Origin of the sequence: Litoreibacter halocynthiae, from assembly GCF_004365635.1 — a bacterium.
GTDB classification, from domain to species: Bacteria; Pseudomonadota; Alphaproteobacteria; order Rhodobacterales; family Rhodobacteraceae; genus Litoreibacter; species Litoreibacter halocynthiae.
The window spans coordinates 352,716-366,251 of record NZ_SOBH01000003.1; the positions used below are offsets into that span (position 1 = coordinate 352,716).

Here is a 13,536-nt window from a genome sequence, read left to right on the forward strand (position 1 = left end):
AGATCATGAGCGAACAAGACAAAGTATTCATCTTCGACACCACCTTGCGCGACGGCGAGCAGTCGCCTGGCGCCACCATGAGCCATGCCGAGAAGCTGGAGATTGCGGGCCTGCTGGACGAAATGGGCGTCGATATTATCGAAGCCGGATTTCCGATTGCGTCAGAAGGTGACTTCGCTGCGGTGAAGGCCATTTCCGAGCAAGCTAAGAATTCGGTGATTTGCGGATTGGCGCGGGCCAACTTCAAAGACATCGACCGCTGCTGGGAAGCTGTGAAACACGCCAAGCGGCCACGTATCCACACGTTTATCGGCACGTCACCGCTGCACCGCGCCATCCCGAACCTGAACATGGACGAGATGGCGGATCGTATCCACGAGACTGTCACCCATGCGCGCAATCTGTGTGACAACGTGCAGTGGTCGCCGATGGACGCCACGCGCACGGAAGAGGATTACCTGTGCCGCACGGTCGAGATCGCGATCAAGGCGGGGGCGACGACGATCAATATTCCTGACACCGTTGGTTATACGGCCCCGCGTGAAAGTGCGGCGCTGATCCAGATGCTGTTGGAGCGGGTGCCGGGGGCGGACGAGATCATTTTTGCCACCCACTGCCATAACGATTTGGGCATGGCGACGGCCAACTCTTTGGCGGCTGTCGAGGCTGGCGCGCGACAGATTGAATGCACGATCAACGGTTTGGGGGAGCGCGCGGGGAATACTGCGCTGGAAGAGGTCGTGATGGCATTGAAAGTACGCAATGACATTATGCCGTATCAGACCGGTATCGACAGCACGAAGCTGATGAACATCTCGCGCCGTGTGGCCTCGGTGTCAGGGTTTGCGGTGCAGTTCAACAAGGCCATCGTCGGCAAGAACGCCTTCGCGCATGAGTCCGGCATTCACCAGGACGGCATGCTGAAAAACGCGGAGACGTTCGAGATCATGCGTCCGGAAGATGTGGGTCTGCAAGCGACCAATATTGTGTTGGGCAAACACTCGGGACGGGCGGCATTGCGCTCGAAGCTGGCAGAGCTTGGGTATGAGTTGGGGGACAACCAGCTGAAGGATGTCTTCGTGCGGTTCAAGACCTTGGCCGACCAGAAGAAGGAAGTCTATGACGATGATTTGATCGCCTTGATGCAAAGTGGTGACGCGGAAGCGGACCACATCCGGCTGACGGCGTTAAAGGTCTCCTGCGGGATGGGGCTGGAGAAATCCGCCGAGATGACGCTGGAGATCGACGGCAAGGAATCCTCGGTGCGGGCGACGGGAGATGGCCCGGTTGATGCTGCGTTCAACGCTGTGAAGGCCTTGTTCCCGCACCAAGCACGGCTTCAGGTCTACCAAGTGGCGGCTGTTACCGAGGGGACGGATGCGCAAGCGACCGTATCTGTGCGTCTGGAGGAAGATGGCAAGATCGCCACGGGTCAATCGGCAGATGTGGACACCGTGGTGGCCTCGGTAAAAGCGTATGTTGATGCACTGAACCGTCTTGTCGTGCGTCGCGAGAAGTCTGGCGGCGACACGCCGGAAGTCTCGTATAAAGACGTAAGCTAGGATTAGGTTTACCTCAATGAGCACCTGCGGCGCGCTTCATTTTGGAGTGTGTGGCAGGCGTGAGCCGCCATAGACGAGCATCACGTTTGGTGCTGGTGTGGAATTGCCTTCGGCGAGAATATTTTTGCCAAGATGAAACCCTATGCTTGGAAAGCCTGTGACAGGGTTTTGGCTTCTTCGGTCAGGCCGTAGGGTGCGTTGATAATGAACATACCTGATCCGGTCATGCGGTGCCCGTCTCTGACAGGGGGGAAGGTGACCTCATGATGCAGCACGTCCGGCAGGTTTTGGGCCTTTAGGGCCTGAACCATCGGCGCATGTGCCTGAGACGTCAGGATCGGATACCAGAGTGCTATCACGCCGACATTCCATTTGCGGTGTAGTTTGGCGATCTGGTTCGGGATCAGCTCATAGTCCGATTTGATCTCGTAGCTGGGGTCGATGAGCAGCAATCCGCGACGTGGCTCTGGCGGGCAGACGGCTTGGGCCATTTCAAAGCCGTCTTGTTTGTAGCATTTGGCATTGTGGGGGCGCATCGTGTCGCGCAGGGCCTGATATTCTTGCGGGTGCAGTTCGGCCAGATGCAATTTGTCGGTCGGGCGCAAGCACAAGGCGGCGAGCATGGGAGAACCTGCATAAGCAGCGCCTCCGTGCTGATCTTGCAAGGCGGTGAGCGCTTTAATATAGGGATGATCGGGCGCGAACTTATTTGTTAGCGCGGTGATACCCGCTTCGGCCTCGCCGGTTTTCAAGGCCTCGGCAGAGGAGAGATCGTAGAGCGCGCGACCGGCGTGGGATTCGAGATAGCTGAGCGGTTTGTCCTTGCGGGTCATGTAAGACAGCATGGCGCATAGCAGCGCGTGCTTGTGTACGTCAGCGGGGTTTCCGGCATGAAAGATGTGTTGGTATGACAGCATGCCGCGCTTCTAACCTGCCTGAGAGAGGCGGAATAGTGCTGATATGACAGCTCAGGTGGCTTTCAACCGGAGCGCGGCGCGCCTATAAGTCGCCAATCTTCCCCGCGGGCCTGTGAGTCGGCGGGTTAATTCTGAACGCTTGGGGCATAATTTACATGGCTGGTATCTTTTCGGGTCTGTTTTCATCTGACATGGCCATCGACCTCGGCACGGCAAACACGCTTGTTTATGTCAAAGGCAAGGGAATCGTGCTGAACGAGCCTTCCGTTGTGGCCTATCACACCAAAGGTGGACGCAAGGAAGTGTTGGCGGTCGGCGAGGACGCAAAGCTGATGCTAGGGCGTACGCCCGGCTCTATCGAGGCGATCCGACCGATGCGCGAAGGCGTGATCGCGGATTTCGACACTGCCGAAGAGATGATCAAACACTTCATCCGCAAGGTGCACCGCCGCTCCACCTTTACCAAGCCGAAGATTATCGTTTGCGTGCCGCATGGTGCCACCCCTGTTGAAAAACGCGCCATTCGCCAGTCTGTTCTGGGGGCCGGTGCGCGTAAGGCGGGGCTGATTGCTGAGCCGATTGCAGCGGCAATTGGCGCGGGGATGCCGATCACAGATCCGACCGGATCCATGGTTGTGGATATTGGTGGCGGGACGACCGAAGTGGCCGTGCTGTCACTGGGTGACATTGTGTATGCGCGCTCCGTGCGCGTTGGTGGGGACCGGATGGACGAGGCGTTGATTTCGTATTTGCGCCGCCACCAGAACATTCTGGTGGGGGAGTCCACGGCGGAGCGCATCAAGACTTCCATCGGGACCGCGCGGATGCCGGATGACGGGCGTGGCGCGTCGATGGTGATCCGTGGACGTGACTTGCTCAATGGTGTGCCGAAAGAGACCGAGATTAATCAAGCGCAGGTGGCGGAGGCTTTGGCCGAACCGGTGCAGCAGATTTGCGAAGCGGTAATGACGGCATTGGAAGCGACGCCACCTGATTTGGCGGCGGATATTGTCGACCGTGGCGTGATGCTAACGGGTGGCGGTGCACTGCTGGGCGAACTGGATCTGGCGTTGCGGGAACAGACCGGCTTGGCCATCTCGGTGGCGGATGAGAGCCTGAACTGTGTGGCGCTTGGTACCGGCAAAGCCCTTGAATACGAAAAACAACTGCGCCACGTGATAGATTACGATAGTTAACCCTATCGGGTGGCCGTTCGGCTGCCCACGGCAGTTTGGACTTAACCCATGGCGATCGACCGACGCGGACAAGAAGAATACGCCCGCCCTGTCAGGCGTGTCCTGATCGGGGTCTTGGTTGTTGTCTTGCTGGCGATTTTCGGGCTGTGGCGCATTGATAACCCACGGATGGAGCGGTTCCGCTCGGCTATTGTCGATAAGGTTGTGCCGTCCTTTGACTGGGCCTTGGTGCCGGTGACGCGGGTCAGCCGGATGTTTGACGATTTCCAGAGCTACGCACGCATCTACGAGCAGAACCAAGAGCTGCGGCGTGAATTGCAAAGCATGAAATCCTGGCGAGAGGCCGCGATCCAACTGGAGCAGGAAAACGCGAGACTTCTGGATCTGAACAAGGTGCGCCTGAATGCGCAGCTGACCTTTGTGACAGGGGTGGTGCTCACGGATAATGGCTCGCCGTTCCGGCGGTCCGTTTTGCTGAATGTGGGTGCGCGTGACGGGATTCAGGATGGCTGGGCGACGATGGACGGGCTGGGGCTCGTGGGCCGCATCGCCGGTGTTGGTGATAAAACGTCTCGTGTGATCTTGCTGACGGATACCAACAGCCGCGTTCCGGTGACAATCCAGCCTTCGGGTCAGAAAGCGCTGTTGGTGGGGGACAACACGCTCGCGCCACCGGTAGATATTGTCGAGAATGTCGAAGATGTGCGACCGGGAGACCGCGTTGTGACATCGGGCGACGGCAAGGTGTTCCCGGCGGATGTGCTGGTCGGGCAAATCGCGCTGGGGCCGGATCGCCGTTTGCGGGTCAAGCTGGCGGCGGATTACGGGCGGCTGGAATTCCTACGCGTGCTACGCACGCCGCATTCGGCCACAATCGGGACGGTTGGCGGATTGATCGCGGCGGACGGACCGGTGAGCGAGGCCGAGCCTGTGGCGGAGGGAACGGATGGTTGATCCGATCACTTGGCGGCGCTTTCAGTACCGCATCGTTTTCCTTGTCGTTAGCGCCCTCATCATATTCGGGCAACTTCTGCCGCTGAACACCGCGCCGGATGTATTGCCGTTGATTGACCCGGTGAGTGGCGCGTTAATTCAGGAGGGTGGCAGTTATTTCAGCCTGCCCGGGCCGGATTGGTTGTTTTGTCTGACCGCTGCATTCCTGATGCGCCGTCCGCGCTGGGCACCGGTTGTCCTGATCGTCTTTGTGCACTTGCTGGCCGATGTTTTGTACCTGCGACCCTTGGGTCTTTGGCCAGCGATATCACTTGTGGCTTACGAATTTTTGCGGCGCCAGACCAATGCCAGCAATGAGGTTTCGGTGCCTTTGGAGATCGCGCTGGTAATGGGGGCATTTACGGCGGCAGTTGTTGTGAACGGGGTGTTCCACCTGATTTTTGCCGTGCCGCATCCAAACCTCGGGACTGTCTTGCTTCACGTTTTGACGACTGCCATCGCCTATCCCTTTGTTATCGCCGTGACCCACTTTATATTGAGAGTAAGGCGGGCGGGGGTCCGTGAGCTGGATAGTGACGGGGTTATCGGATGAGACGCTCGGCCAAAGATACCGAGGAAAGCGCTGCAATTCTCAGTCGTCGTGGCCTTGTGCTGGGCGGTGGTATGGCCTTGGTCACGGGTGTCTTGGGGCTGCGGATGCGGCATCTTCAGGTGGATCAGGCCGACCAGTTCCGACTGCTGGCCGAGGAAAACCGGATCAACATCCGTTTGCTGCCCCCTGCGCGCGGGCAGATTTTTGATCGCAACGGGCTGTTACTGGCAGGCAACGAGCAGAACTACCGCGTAACGATGGTGCGCGACGAAGTCGACGACCCTGAAAAAGTGCTGCGTGATCTGGCTCAGCTGATCCCGATGACCCAAGAGGACATGGAGCGCGCCCGCGAGGAGTTGCGTAAGCGGTCGCGTCTGGTGCCTGTAACCATTGCGGACCGTCTGTCTTGGGAAGATCTTAGTCAAGTTGCGGTGAATGCGCCCGCGCTGCCGGGCATCACTCCAGAGGTGGGATTGAGCCGGATTTACCCGCGCGGTGCCGATTTCGCTCATATCGTTGGATATGTCGGGCCGGTGAGCGACTATGATCTGAGCCGGATTGAAGACAAGGACCCGTTACTGCAAATTCCGAAATTCCAGATCGGCAAAACCGGCTCCGAGAACAAGATGGAGCACGAGCTGCGCGGCAAGGCCGGCACCAAGCGGGTGGAAGTAAATGCCATTGGCCGCGTGATGCGCGAGCTGGGACGCGATGAAAGCCAGAAAGGTGCCAATGTCCAGCTGACCATCGATGCTACGTTGCAGAACTTCGTGCAGGCACGACTGGCTGGTGAAAGCGCCGCCGCTGTTGTGATCGATGTGGAAACCGGCGATCTGGTTTCGATCGGCTCCGCACCTGCGTTTGATCCGAACCTGTTCGTCCGCGGCATTTCGGTGAAGGATTACGGTGGACTGACCAATAACAAATACCGGCCTCTGGCCAACAAGGCTGTGCAGGGAACTTATCCTCCGGGCTCTACCTTCAAGATGGTGACAGCGCTGGCGGCATTGGAGGCGGAGGAAATTCGCCCCGACGAGACGATCCGCTGTGTTGGGTATACCGAAGTTGCAAATCGCCGCTTCCACTGCTGGAAACGCGGGGGTCACGGGCGGATGAACTTGCGCAACTCGCTGAAGCAATCTTGCGACGTGTATTATTACGATCTGGCACAACGGGTGGGGATCGAGAAGATTTCGGCCATGGCGCGTCGCTTGGGATTGGGCGAGCGGCACGATGTTCCGATGTCCGCCGTAGCTTCCGGTCTGATGCCGACCAAAGCGTGGAAGCGAGAGAACCGTGACAATGATTGGGTCATCGGTGACAGTCTCAACGCATCCATCGGGCAAGGGTTTGTCCTGACGTCGCCGTTGCAGCTTGCAGTGATGACCGCGCGGCTTGCCACCAACCGTGCGGTGTCGCCCCGACTGGTGAAATCCGTTGACGGGGTCGAGACGCCATCCGGCGCGGGCGAACCCCTGGGGTTGAGCGACGAGATGATGGCCCATGTTCAGGGCGGCATGTTTGCCGTGGCGAACGAAAATGGTGGCACGGCCTATGGCACCCGCATTGCGGACAAGTCGATGCGCATGGCGGGCAAAACCGGAACCAGCCAAGTTCGCAACATCACCAAGGCCGAGCGGGCGCGTGGTGTGTTCCGCAACGCCGATCTTCCTTGGGAGCGCCGCGATCACGCATTGTATGTAGGCTTTGCCCCCGCCGATGCGCCCAAATACGCGATTGCCGTGGTGGTCGAACATGGCGGTGGTGGCTCGACGGCTGCGGCCCCGATTGCCCGCGACATCATGCTGGCCGCCCAAACGGGTGGGATGCCACCGTTATCCGCCTACCCGAGCGCGCAGCGCGGGCGCGTAAGCTCGGCGTTGAAAAAGCTGCAGGTGTGGGGGCTTGATGAGCCGAAAGCACCGGACTCGCAGGCATGAGCTATCTTGAGTACAACGTCAAATCGGTCCCGAGCGGGCTGTCAAAGGTGTTATACCTGAACTGGCCCGTAGTCGTGTTGCTTACGGCAATTGCCAGCGTCGGGTTCCTGATGCTGTATTCCGTCGCTGGAGGGTCGATGCTGCCTTGGGCAGAACCGCAGATGAAGCGGTTTGCCTTGGGTTTGTTCCTGATGATCAGCGTCGCCATGATTCCTGTGTGGTTCCTTCGCAACATCGCAGGGGCGGCTTACGGGATATCCGTTCTGCTGCTTCTGGGGGTCGAGTTTTTCGGCTCTACCGGCATGGGCGCGCAACGCTGGATTGACCTTGGTTTCATGCGGCTGCAACCGTCCGAGTTGACCAAAATCACCCTGATTATGTTTCTGGCCGCCTACTATGACTGGGTGGACATCAAGAAGATATCGCGACCTCTTTGGGTGCTTATCCCGATTGTGATCATCGCGTTGCCAGTGTTTCTGACCCTGCGCCAACCTGATCTTGGAACTGCATTGTTGCTTGTGTTCGGTGGTGGCGGCCTGATGTTTCTTGCGGGGGTCCACTGGCTTTATTTTGCCGCCGTTGTCGGTGCCGCTGCGGGGTTGGTGGGGGCCGTCTTCAAGAGCCGAGGAACAGAGTGGCAGCTGTTGAAGGACTACCAATACCGGCGTATCGACACCTTTATCGACCCCGCATCGGACCCGTTGGGGGCAGGGTATCACATCACCCAATCCAAAATCGCACTGGGGTCCGGAGGCTGGACCGGCCGCGGCTATATGCAAGGCACGCAAAGCCGTCTGAACTTCCTGCCGGAGAAGCATACCGATTTTATTTTCACGACTTTGGCCGAAGAGTTCGGCTTCATCGGCGGCATCTCATTACTGAGTCTGTATGTTCTCGTGTTGGTGTTTTGTGTCGTGTCGGCATTGAGCAATAAGGACCGTTTCGCGTCCTTGTTGACCATGGGCATTGGCCTGACGTTCTTCCTGTTTTTTGCGGTGAATATGTCGATGGTCATGGGGTTGGCCCCCGTCGTCGGGGTCCCGCTGCCGATGGTGAGCTATGGCGGCTCCGCGATGATTGTTTTGTTGCTGGCATTTGGCTTGATGCAAAGCGCCCATGTTCACAGACCAAGGTAGAGTTCCATGATCAACGTATTGTTCTCCGCCCAGCCCAAAAGCTGGGCCGAATACGAAGCACCGCTGCGTGCCGCGTTCACCAAGGCTGGGATTGATGCGCAGCTTGGCACTGAGTTCGACCCTGCGGATGTGGACTACATCGTTTACGCGCCGAGCGGGCCTGTTTCTGACTTTACCCCGTTCACCAAATTGAAGGCTGTATTGAGTCTTTGGGCGGGTGTTGAGACCATGGTGGACAACCCGACGTTGAAGGTGCCGCTGTGCCGGATGGTGGATCATGGCCTGACGGAAAGCATGGTAGAATGGGTCACTGGCCATGTGCTGAGGTATCACCTTGGGATGGACAAGTTTTTGTCGGGGCAGGACGGTGTTTGGCGCGCTGGAACTGCTGCGCCTTTGGCGCGGGACCGCAAGGTGTGTGTGCTGGGGCTGGGGGCGCTCGGGGCCGCTTGTGCGCAAGCCTTGGTGCAGTTGAACTTTCGGGTGCATGGGTGGGCACGAAGCCCCAAGCAAGTTGAGGGGGTGACCTGTCACCACGGAGCAGACGGGCTGGACGCCGCGTTATCGGATGCGGATATGGTGGCCCTGTTGTTGCCTGACACCCCAGCAACTGAGAACGTTTTGAATGCGCGAAGCATCGCGTTAATGCGACGAGGCAGTTTCGTCGTGAACCCCGGTCGGGGGCCTTTGGTCGATGACGACGCGCTGATTGCAGCGCTGGATAGCGGGCAGCTCGCCCATGCGACGTTAGACGTTTTCCGTGTGGAACCTTTGCCTGAAAATCATCCGTTCTGGGCGCATCCGAAAGTAACCGTGACGCCGCATATCGCGGCGGAGACGAAGGCCACGACGGCCTCGGAAGTCATTGCGGAAAACATTCGGCGTGGTGAAGGCGACGAACCCTTGCTGCACGTTGTGGACCGCGCGGCTGGATATTGACGCTAGACGAGTTTCGGCGGCTTGGATGGATCGCTTCCCGGGGCTGGGCGCTCGGCGGGTTGGATCGGTTGAGGCAGGTCAAATCGCAGTGCCTGAGCTTCGAGAGCGCCAATAATTGCGTGGCTGGCATCGAAGAAGGCCACGTCCAAGGCTCCAGCTTCAATTCCAGAGAAAACCAAGGCTTCATTCGCGGCACGAGCCAGTGCGCCTTCGGCGGCGGGTTCCGCGCCAACGAAAGCCAATATGTGCGACCGCTGCCCGCTGGCGTAGGTCACCCCAGCCAAGTAGGCGCATTGGGCAAGACCTGCTGCCGTGGCGAGTTTCATGTCGATGGCTGTGACCAAGCTGTCAGGTAAGCCCTTTGGCGGGGTGATCTCGGTTGGCGTTTCAGCGGCCTCGGAAGGGGCGTGGGACAGTGTTTCGTGCAGCCAGTCCACGGCAGAGGGCGGGATCAGGATGGAGGATGGCGCCACGCCGAGGTTCATCCCAAGCCCAAAGTTTTGCCCTGCCAACATTTGCGCCAAGGCGCGGCCTGACAGGCCGACATAGGGGGCCGAACCTTCCGCGAACTCGGCCAAGCGTTCTTCGCGGTCGAAAGCGAGGATATAGGATGCGTCCTCCACCTCGAAGATCTGCGGAGTGATCTTGTCGCCTTCCGGTTCGCCTTCCAGCAACACGAACAGCTCGGAATCTCCCATGCGCTCGTAGAAGCGTAGGCGGGCGGTGTCGTCATCGGGGGCGGCGTCCATGGCGATGTGGGCCTGATCAAGCGGGGTGTTCATGGGACAAGTGCCTCTTTCACGCGGGATTTGAGGACGGGCAGAAGCTCGGTCTCGAACCACGGGTTTCGTTTAATCCATGCGGTATTGCGCCAAGAGGGATGCGGCAAGGGGATAATCACGGGTGCATGGTCGCGCCAGTTGGCGACAGTATCGGTGACATTGCTTGCGGCTTTGTCCAAATGGTACTTTTGCGCATAGCCACCGATGAGCAGGGTCAAGCGGATGTCCGGCAGCTGTTCAAGAATTGGTGCGCGCCACGTTTTTGCGCAGATAGGCGGGGGTGGCAGGTCAGCGCCTTTTGCGGTGTAGCCGGGAAAGCAGAAGGCCATGGGAAGAATGGCGACGCGGGATTGATCGTAGAATGTGGCATCATCGACCCCCATCCAGTCGCGCAGCCTATCCCCTGACGGGTCGGTGAAGGGCTTGCCGCTTTCATGAACCCGCGCGCCGGGTGCCTGACCTGCGATGAGGATGCGTGCAGATTTTTCGAACCAAACCACGGGACGCGGGGTATGCGCGGTGTGCGTTGCCGCAAAGCGGTCTTTGCAGATTTCGCAGGCCGAGAGGTCGCGTTTGAGGGTGGAGATTGGCATGAGACCGATCATAGAGAGGCAGAAAATGATTGCGAATGATTTATTATTCTATAATTATAGAAATATGAAATCATTTGATGATCCGAATCTGTCCCTTGTTCAAGCGGCAAGCGCCTATGCTGCCCTTGGCTCCGAGCAACGCCTGTCCTTGCTGCGCACGCTCACGCGGGCGGGCGACAAGGGAATGAACATTGGCACTTTAGGGGCCGCGACCGACCTGAGCGGCGCGAACCTGACGCACCATCTGAAGATATTAGCGCAAGCCGGGCTGATCAAACAGACCAAGCAAGGGCGCTCGATTATCTGCGCAATGGCGGATTACGCGACGTTCAAACGGTTGAACGACTTTTTGCTGGCGGAATGTTGCGCCGATCTTGAGGACCACGAACATGGCTGATCTGACCCAATCCCCGACACCGGCATTTTGGAGCAAACTTTCCAAGGTTTGGGTGACCAGTGCGGTCATTATCGCGCTCGTTTTCCTGCTCGATCGTCCGCAGGGGCTGCCTATTCTGACCGGCACGTTTGAGGCGATGGGCCACACCGCGATATTTATCATCTTCGCGGTGCTGGCGATTGGCTATCTCAAGGCGACGGGTGCTGAAGCTGTGGTCGCCGAAGCCTTCAAGGGCCGCGAGTCGCGGATGATCTTTCTGGCAGCTGCCCTTGGCGGGCTGGCGCCGTTTTGTTCATGCGAAGTGATCCCCTTCATCGCTGCATTGCTTGTCGCAGGAGTGCCGTTATCCGCCGTGATGGCGTTCTGGCTTGCATCGCCATTGATGGACCCCGCCATGTTCTTGATCACATCCGGCACGTTGGGCTTCGACTTTGCGGTGGCCAAAACGCTGTCGGCGGTCGGTTTGGGGATGTTTGGCGGGTTCGCAACTATGACGCTTGCCAAAACCGCGTTGTTCGCAGACCCGTTGCGTGAGGTCACGCAAGGTGGTTGTGGCTGTGGCTCGCCGTTCAAAGGCACGCCGAACTGGTGCTTTTGGCAAGAGCCGAAGCGCGTGGCCGTTTTCAAGTCTGCGGCGATAGAAAACTTGGCGTTTCTCGCGAAGTGGCTGTTCCTTGCCTACCTGCTTGAGAACATCATGCTGCAGTATGTTCCGGCGAGCATAGTCTCCTCGGTTCTGGGAGGCTCCGGTATTGGCCCTGTCATTCTGGGGGCCTTGGTTGGCGCGCCCGCCTATTTGAACGGCTACGCGGCGGTTCCGTTGGTCGATGCGCTTTTGACCCAAGGTATGAGCAACGGGGCCGCGATGTCCTTCATGCTTGCCGGAGGTGTCAGCTGTATCCCTGCCGCAATTGCTGTGTGGGCCTTGGTCAAACCGCGAGTTTTTGCCGCCTATCTGGGCTTTGCTTTTATCGGCAGTGTCACCGCGGGATTGATCTGGAATGTGGTCGCCTGAGATGATTGCCCCGTGACTTCGATTGCTTTAACTCCGCTTTAAGAGCTTAAGCGCGGGGGAGCGGCATGTATCGCGTCTGGAATTTCGTCACCAACTACTCTTTGTTGCTGATTGTCGGCGCTGTTATTGCGCTGTTTTGGGCAAATACAGACCCGCATGCTTATCACCATTTTGTCGAGCATCCGTTGTGGTTTAACGACTGGATCGGACTGGATTACTCCTATTGGACGAAGTCCTACGGCGACGGATTTGAGAAATACGAGGTCGGGGACATCACTAAGGTGTTGAGCCTGCACTACCTTGTGAATGACATTCTGATGGCCTTGTTCTTTGCGATTGCCGCGAAGGAAGTCTGGGAAGCCGTGATCCTGAAGAACGGATCTTTGCGCGGCAAGAAGGCCGCAACACCCCTGTTTGCAACAGCGGGTGGCATGTTCGGGCCTATCGCGGTGTATCTTGGACTGGCCTATTTCATGGGCTCCGACACTTACAACGCGGTCGCCAATGGCTGGGCTATTCCGACTGCAACGGACATAGCATTCAGCTATCTTGTGGGCCGGATGGTCTTCGGCGCGGGCCACCCTGCTGTTCGCTTTTTGCTGCTTCTGGCGATAGCGGATGACGCCGCAGGGTTGGTCATTCTGGCGATCTTCTACCCGTCGGGCGAATTGGCACCGGAGTGGTTGTTGCTTTCGGTGGCCGCCGCCGTTGGTGTCTTTGTGCTGGCCAACTGGCTGCCGCGCAAACTGGATCGAGGTAATCAGTCGCGTCCGGTATCGACTTTTGTTCGCACGAGACTGCACTTTGTCCCCTACCTGATTGCGGCCTGTCTGAGCTGGTATGGCTTCGCGGAAAGTGGCCTGCACCCTGCCTTGGGCTTGCTGCCAATCGTGCCGACGATACCACACGCCGACCGCGCGTTTGGTATCTTCTCGGAGGCGGAGCAGTATCTGACAGATCTGCTCAACCAGATCGAGCACGCGCTGAAGCATCCTGTGGAGATTATCTTGTTCTTCTTCGGCCTGCTGAATGCGGGTGTGGAGTTTAACGCCATGGGCGATGCGACCTGGTTGGTTTTGGCTGGATTGATGGTCGGAAAGCCCCTGGGCATCCTGATATTCGGCTGGATTGCGGCAAAACCGCTCGGGCTGGGCATCCCGCAAGGTATGCGAATTATTGACCTTGTGGTGATCGGCTGCGTGGCGGCGATCGGCTTTACCGTTTCGCTGTTCGTTGCCTCCGTGGCGTTTGATCCCGGACCGGTGCAGGATGCGGCCAAAATGGGTGCATTGTTCTCCTTTGCGGCGGCGGGCGTCTCGATTTTGGCGGGGAGACTATGCCGCGTCGAGAAGCAAAACGGCTGACCGCAATACGAAACACTGTGATCGTTTGGCAAGACGGCGCATTTATTTGCGTTCTCTTGTCTGATTCATGGCCTATTTACTGATATAGCGTTGAAATGCAGTGGCCCGATCCGACATAATGCGGACTTAAAGGGTGCCTAGAATGCGCC

Annotated in this window: 13 protein-coding genes; 10 read left to right on the forward strand and 3 right to left on the reverse strand. The window is 58.3% G+C overall.

The annotated features are described in order from the left end of the window. Nucleotides 1-5 precede the first annotated feature (5 nt). On the forward strand, nucleotides 6-1,562 hold the full coding sequence (locus BDE40_RS13595; RefSeq protein ID WP_134015380.1) for a 2-isopropylmalate synthase: 1,557 nt from the start codon (nucleotides 6-8) through the stop codon (nucleotides 1,560-1,562). 140 nt (nucleotides 1,563-1,702) lie between these two features. On the opposite strand, the gene BDE40_RS13600 is transcribed toward BDE40_RS13595, so the two are convergent. Beyond that, nucleotides 1,703-2,479 (reverse strand): 23S rRNA (adenine(2030)-N(6))-methyltransferase RlmJ, encoded by a 777-nt coding sequence (locus BDE40_RS13600; RefSeq protein ID WP_134015382.1) that lies wholly within the window; start codon nucleotides 2,477-2,479, stop codon nucleotides 1,703-1,705. Between the two features lie 155 nt (nucleotides 2,480-2,634). Between BDE40_RS13600 and BDE40_RS13605 the strand changes: the two genes are divergently transcribed. The 6 genes from BDE40_RS13605 to BDE40_RS13630 are packed head-to-tail and all read left to right on the forward strand — an operon-like array spanning nucleotide 2,635 to nucleotide 9,236. Next, nucleotides 2,635-3,675: a rod shape-determining protein gene (locus BDE40_RS13605; protein WP_073143765.1), complete on the forward strand. Its 1,041-nt coding sequence runs from the start codon at nucleotides 2,635-2,637 to the stop codon at nucleotides 3,673-3,675. Between the two features lie 48 nt (nucleotides 3,676-3,723). Continuing rightward, nucleotides 3,724-4,629: a rod shape-determining protein MreC gene (mreC, locus tag BDE40_RS13610; protein ID WP_073143764.1), complete on the forward strand. Its 906-nt coding sequence runs from the start codon at nucleotides 3,724-3,726 to the stop codon at nucleotides 4,627-4,629. After that, nucleotides 4,622-5,221, forward strand: coding sequence for a hypothetical protein (locus BDE40_RS13615; protein ID WP_134015384.1), 600 nt, complete (start codon nucleotides 4,622-4,624; stop codon nucleotides 5,219-5,221). The genes mreC and BDE40_RS13615 overlap by 8 nt, the downstream gene beginning before the upstream one ends. Further along, complete coding sequence (gene mrdA, locus BDE40_RS13620; protein ID WP_134015386.1) at nucleotides 5,218-7,161, forward strand: penicillin-binding protein 2; 1,944 nt, start codon at nucleotides 5,218-5,220, stop codon at nucleotides 7,159-7,161. Before BDE40_RS13615 ends, mrdA begins: the two co-directional genes overlap by 4 nt. Continuing rightward, nucleotides 7,158-8,297, forward strand: coding sequence for a rod shape-determining protein RodA (gene rodA, locus BDE40_RS13625; protein WP_073143761.1), 1,140 nt, complete (start codon nucleotides 7,158-7,160; stop codon nucleotides 8,295-8,297). The genes mrdA and rodA overlap by 4 nt, the downstream gene beginning before the upstream one ends. Nucleotides 8,298-8,303: 6 nt before the next feature. Next, on the forward strand, nucleotides 8,304-9,236 hold the full coding sequence (locus BDE40_RS13630; protein WP_134015388.1) for a 2-hydroxyacid dehydrogenase: 933 nt from the start codon (nucleotides 8,304-8,306) through the stop codon (nucleotides 9,234-9,236). Between the two features lie 2 nt (nucleotides 9,237-9,238). Here BDE40_RS13630 and BDE40_RS13635 read toward each other — a convergent pair whose 3' ends face one another. Both BDE40_RS13635 and BDE40_RS13640 read right to left on the reverse strand, forming a co-directional pair. Beyond that, the gene (locus tag BDE40_RS13635; protein ID WP_134015390.1) at nucleotides 9,239-10,018 is read right to left on the reverse strand and encodes an SseB family protein; all 780 of its coding nucleotides are present in this window, start codon (nucleotides 10,016-10,018) and stop codon (nucleotides 9,239-9,241) included. Continuing rightward, a complete protein-coding gene (locus BDE40_RS13640) occupies nucleotides 10,015-10,611 on the reverse strand; it encodes a uracil-DNA glycosylase family protein (protein ID WP_134015392.1) in 597 nt (198 codons plus the stop codon). The genes BDE40_RS13635 and BDE40_RS13640 overlap by 4 nt, the downstream gene beginning before the upstream one ends. A gap of 64 nt (nucleotides 10,612-10,675) precedes the next feature. Here BDE40_RS13640 and BDE40_RS13645 point away from each other — a divergent pair, with 64 nt between their 5' ends. From BDE40_RS13645 to BDE40_RS13655, 3 genes are all read left to right on the forward strand, one after another. Next, the gene (locus BDE40_RS13645; RefSeq protein ID WP_134015394.1) at nucleotides 10,676-11,008 is read left to right on the forward strand and encodes an ArsR/SmtB family transcription factor; all 333 of its coding nucleotides are present in this window, start codon (nucleotides 10,676-10,678) and stop codon (nucleotides 11,006-11,008) included. After that, entirely contained in the window at nucleotides 11,001-12,023 is a 1,023-nt protein-coding gene (locus BDE40_RS13650) for a permease (RefSeq protein WP_134015396.1), read from the forward strand. Before BDE40_RS13645 ends, BDE40_RS13650 begins: the two co-directional genes overlap by 8 nt. A 65-nt stretch (nucleotides 12,024-12,088) precedes the next feature. Continuing rightward, on the forward strand, nucleotides 12,089-13,387 hold the full coding sequence (locus tag BDE40_RS13655; protein ID WP_134015398.1) for a Na+/H+ antiporter NhaA: 1,299 nt from the start codon (nucleotides 12,089-12,091) through the stop codon (nucleotides 13,385-13,387). Nucleotides 13,388-13,536: the final 149 nt, after the last annotated feature.

Bases quoted from the DNA above. Each gene is read 5' to 3' on its own strand.
- BDE40_RS13595 (WP_134015380.1), top strand. From the start codon at position 6: ATGAGCGAACAAGACAAAGTATTCATCTTCGACACCACCTTGCGCGAC.
- BDE40_RS13600 (WP_134015382.1), bottom strand. From the start codon at position 2,479: ATGCTGTCATACCAACACATCTTTCATGCCGGAAACCCCGCTGACGTA.
- BDE40_RS13605 (WP_073143765.1), top strand. From the start codon at position 2,635: ATGGCTGGTATCTTTTCGGGTCTGTTTTCATCTGACATGGCCATCGAC.
- mreC (WP_073143764.1), top strand. From the start codon at position 3,724: ATGGCGATCGACCGACGCGGACAAGAAGAATACGCCCGCCCTGTCAGG.
- BDE40_RS13615 (WP_134015384.1), top strand. From the start codon at position 4,622: ATGGTTGATCCGATCACTTGGCGGCGCTTTCAGTACCGCATCGTTTTC.
- mrdA (WP_134015386.1), top strand. From the start codon at position 5,218: ATGAGACGCTCGGCCAAAGATACCGAGGAAAGCGCTGCAATTCTCAGT.
- rodA (WP_073143761.1), top strand. From the start codon at position 7,158: ATGAGCTATCTTGAGTACAACGTCAAATCGGTCCCGAGCGGGCTGTCA.
- BDE40_RS13630 (WP_134015388.1), top strand. From the start codon at position 8,304: ATGATCAACGTATTGTTCTCCGCCCAGCCCAAAAGCTGGGCCGAATAC.
- BDE40_RS13635 (WP_134015390.1), bottom strand. From the start codon at position 10,018: ATGAACACCCCGCTTGATCAGGCCCACATCGCCATGGACGCCGCCCCC.
- BDE40_RS13640 (WP_134015392.1), bottom strand. From the start codon at position 10,611: ATGCCAATCTCCACCCTCAAACGCGACCTCTCGGCCTGCGAAATCTGC.
- BDE40_RS13645 (WP_134015394.1), top strand. From the start codon at position 10,676: ATGAAATCATTTGATGATCCGAATCTGTCCCTTGTTCAAGCGGCAAGC.
- BDE40_RS13650 (WP_134015396.1), top strand. From the start codon at position 11,001: ATGGCTGATCTGACCCAATCCCCGACACCGGCATTTTGGAGCAAACTT.
- BDE40_RS13655 (WP_134015398.1), top strand. From the start codon at position 12,089: ATGTATCGCGTCTGGAATTTCGTCACCAACTACTCTTTGTTGCTGATT.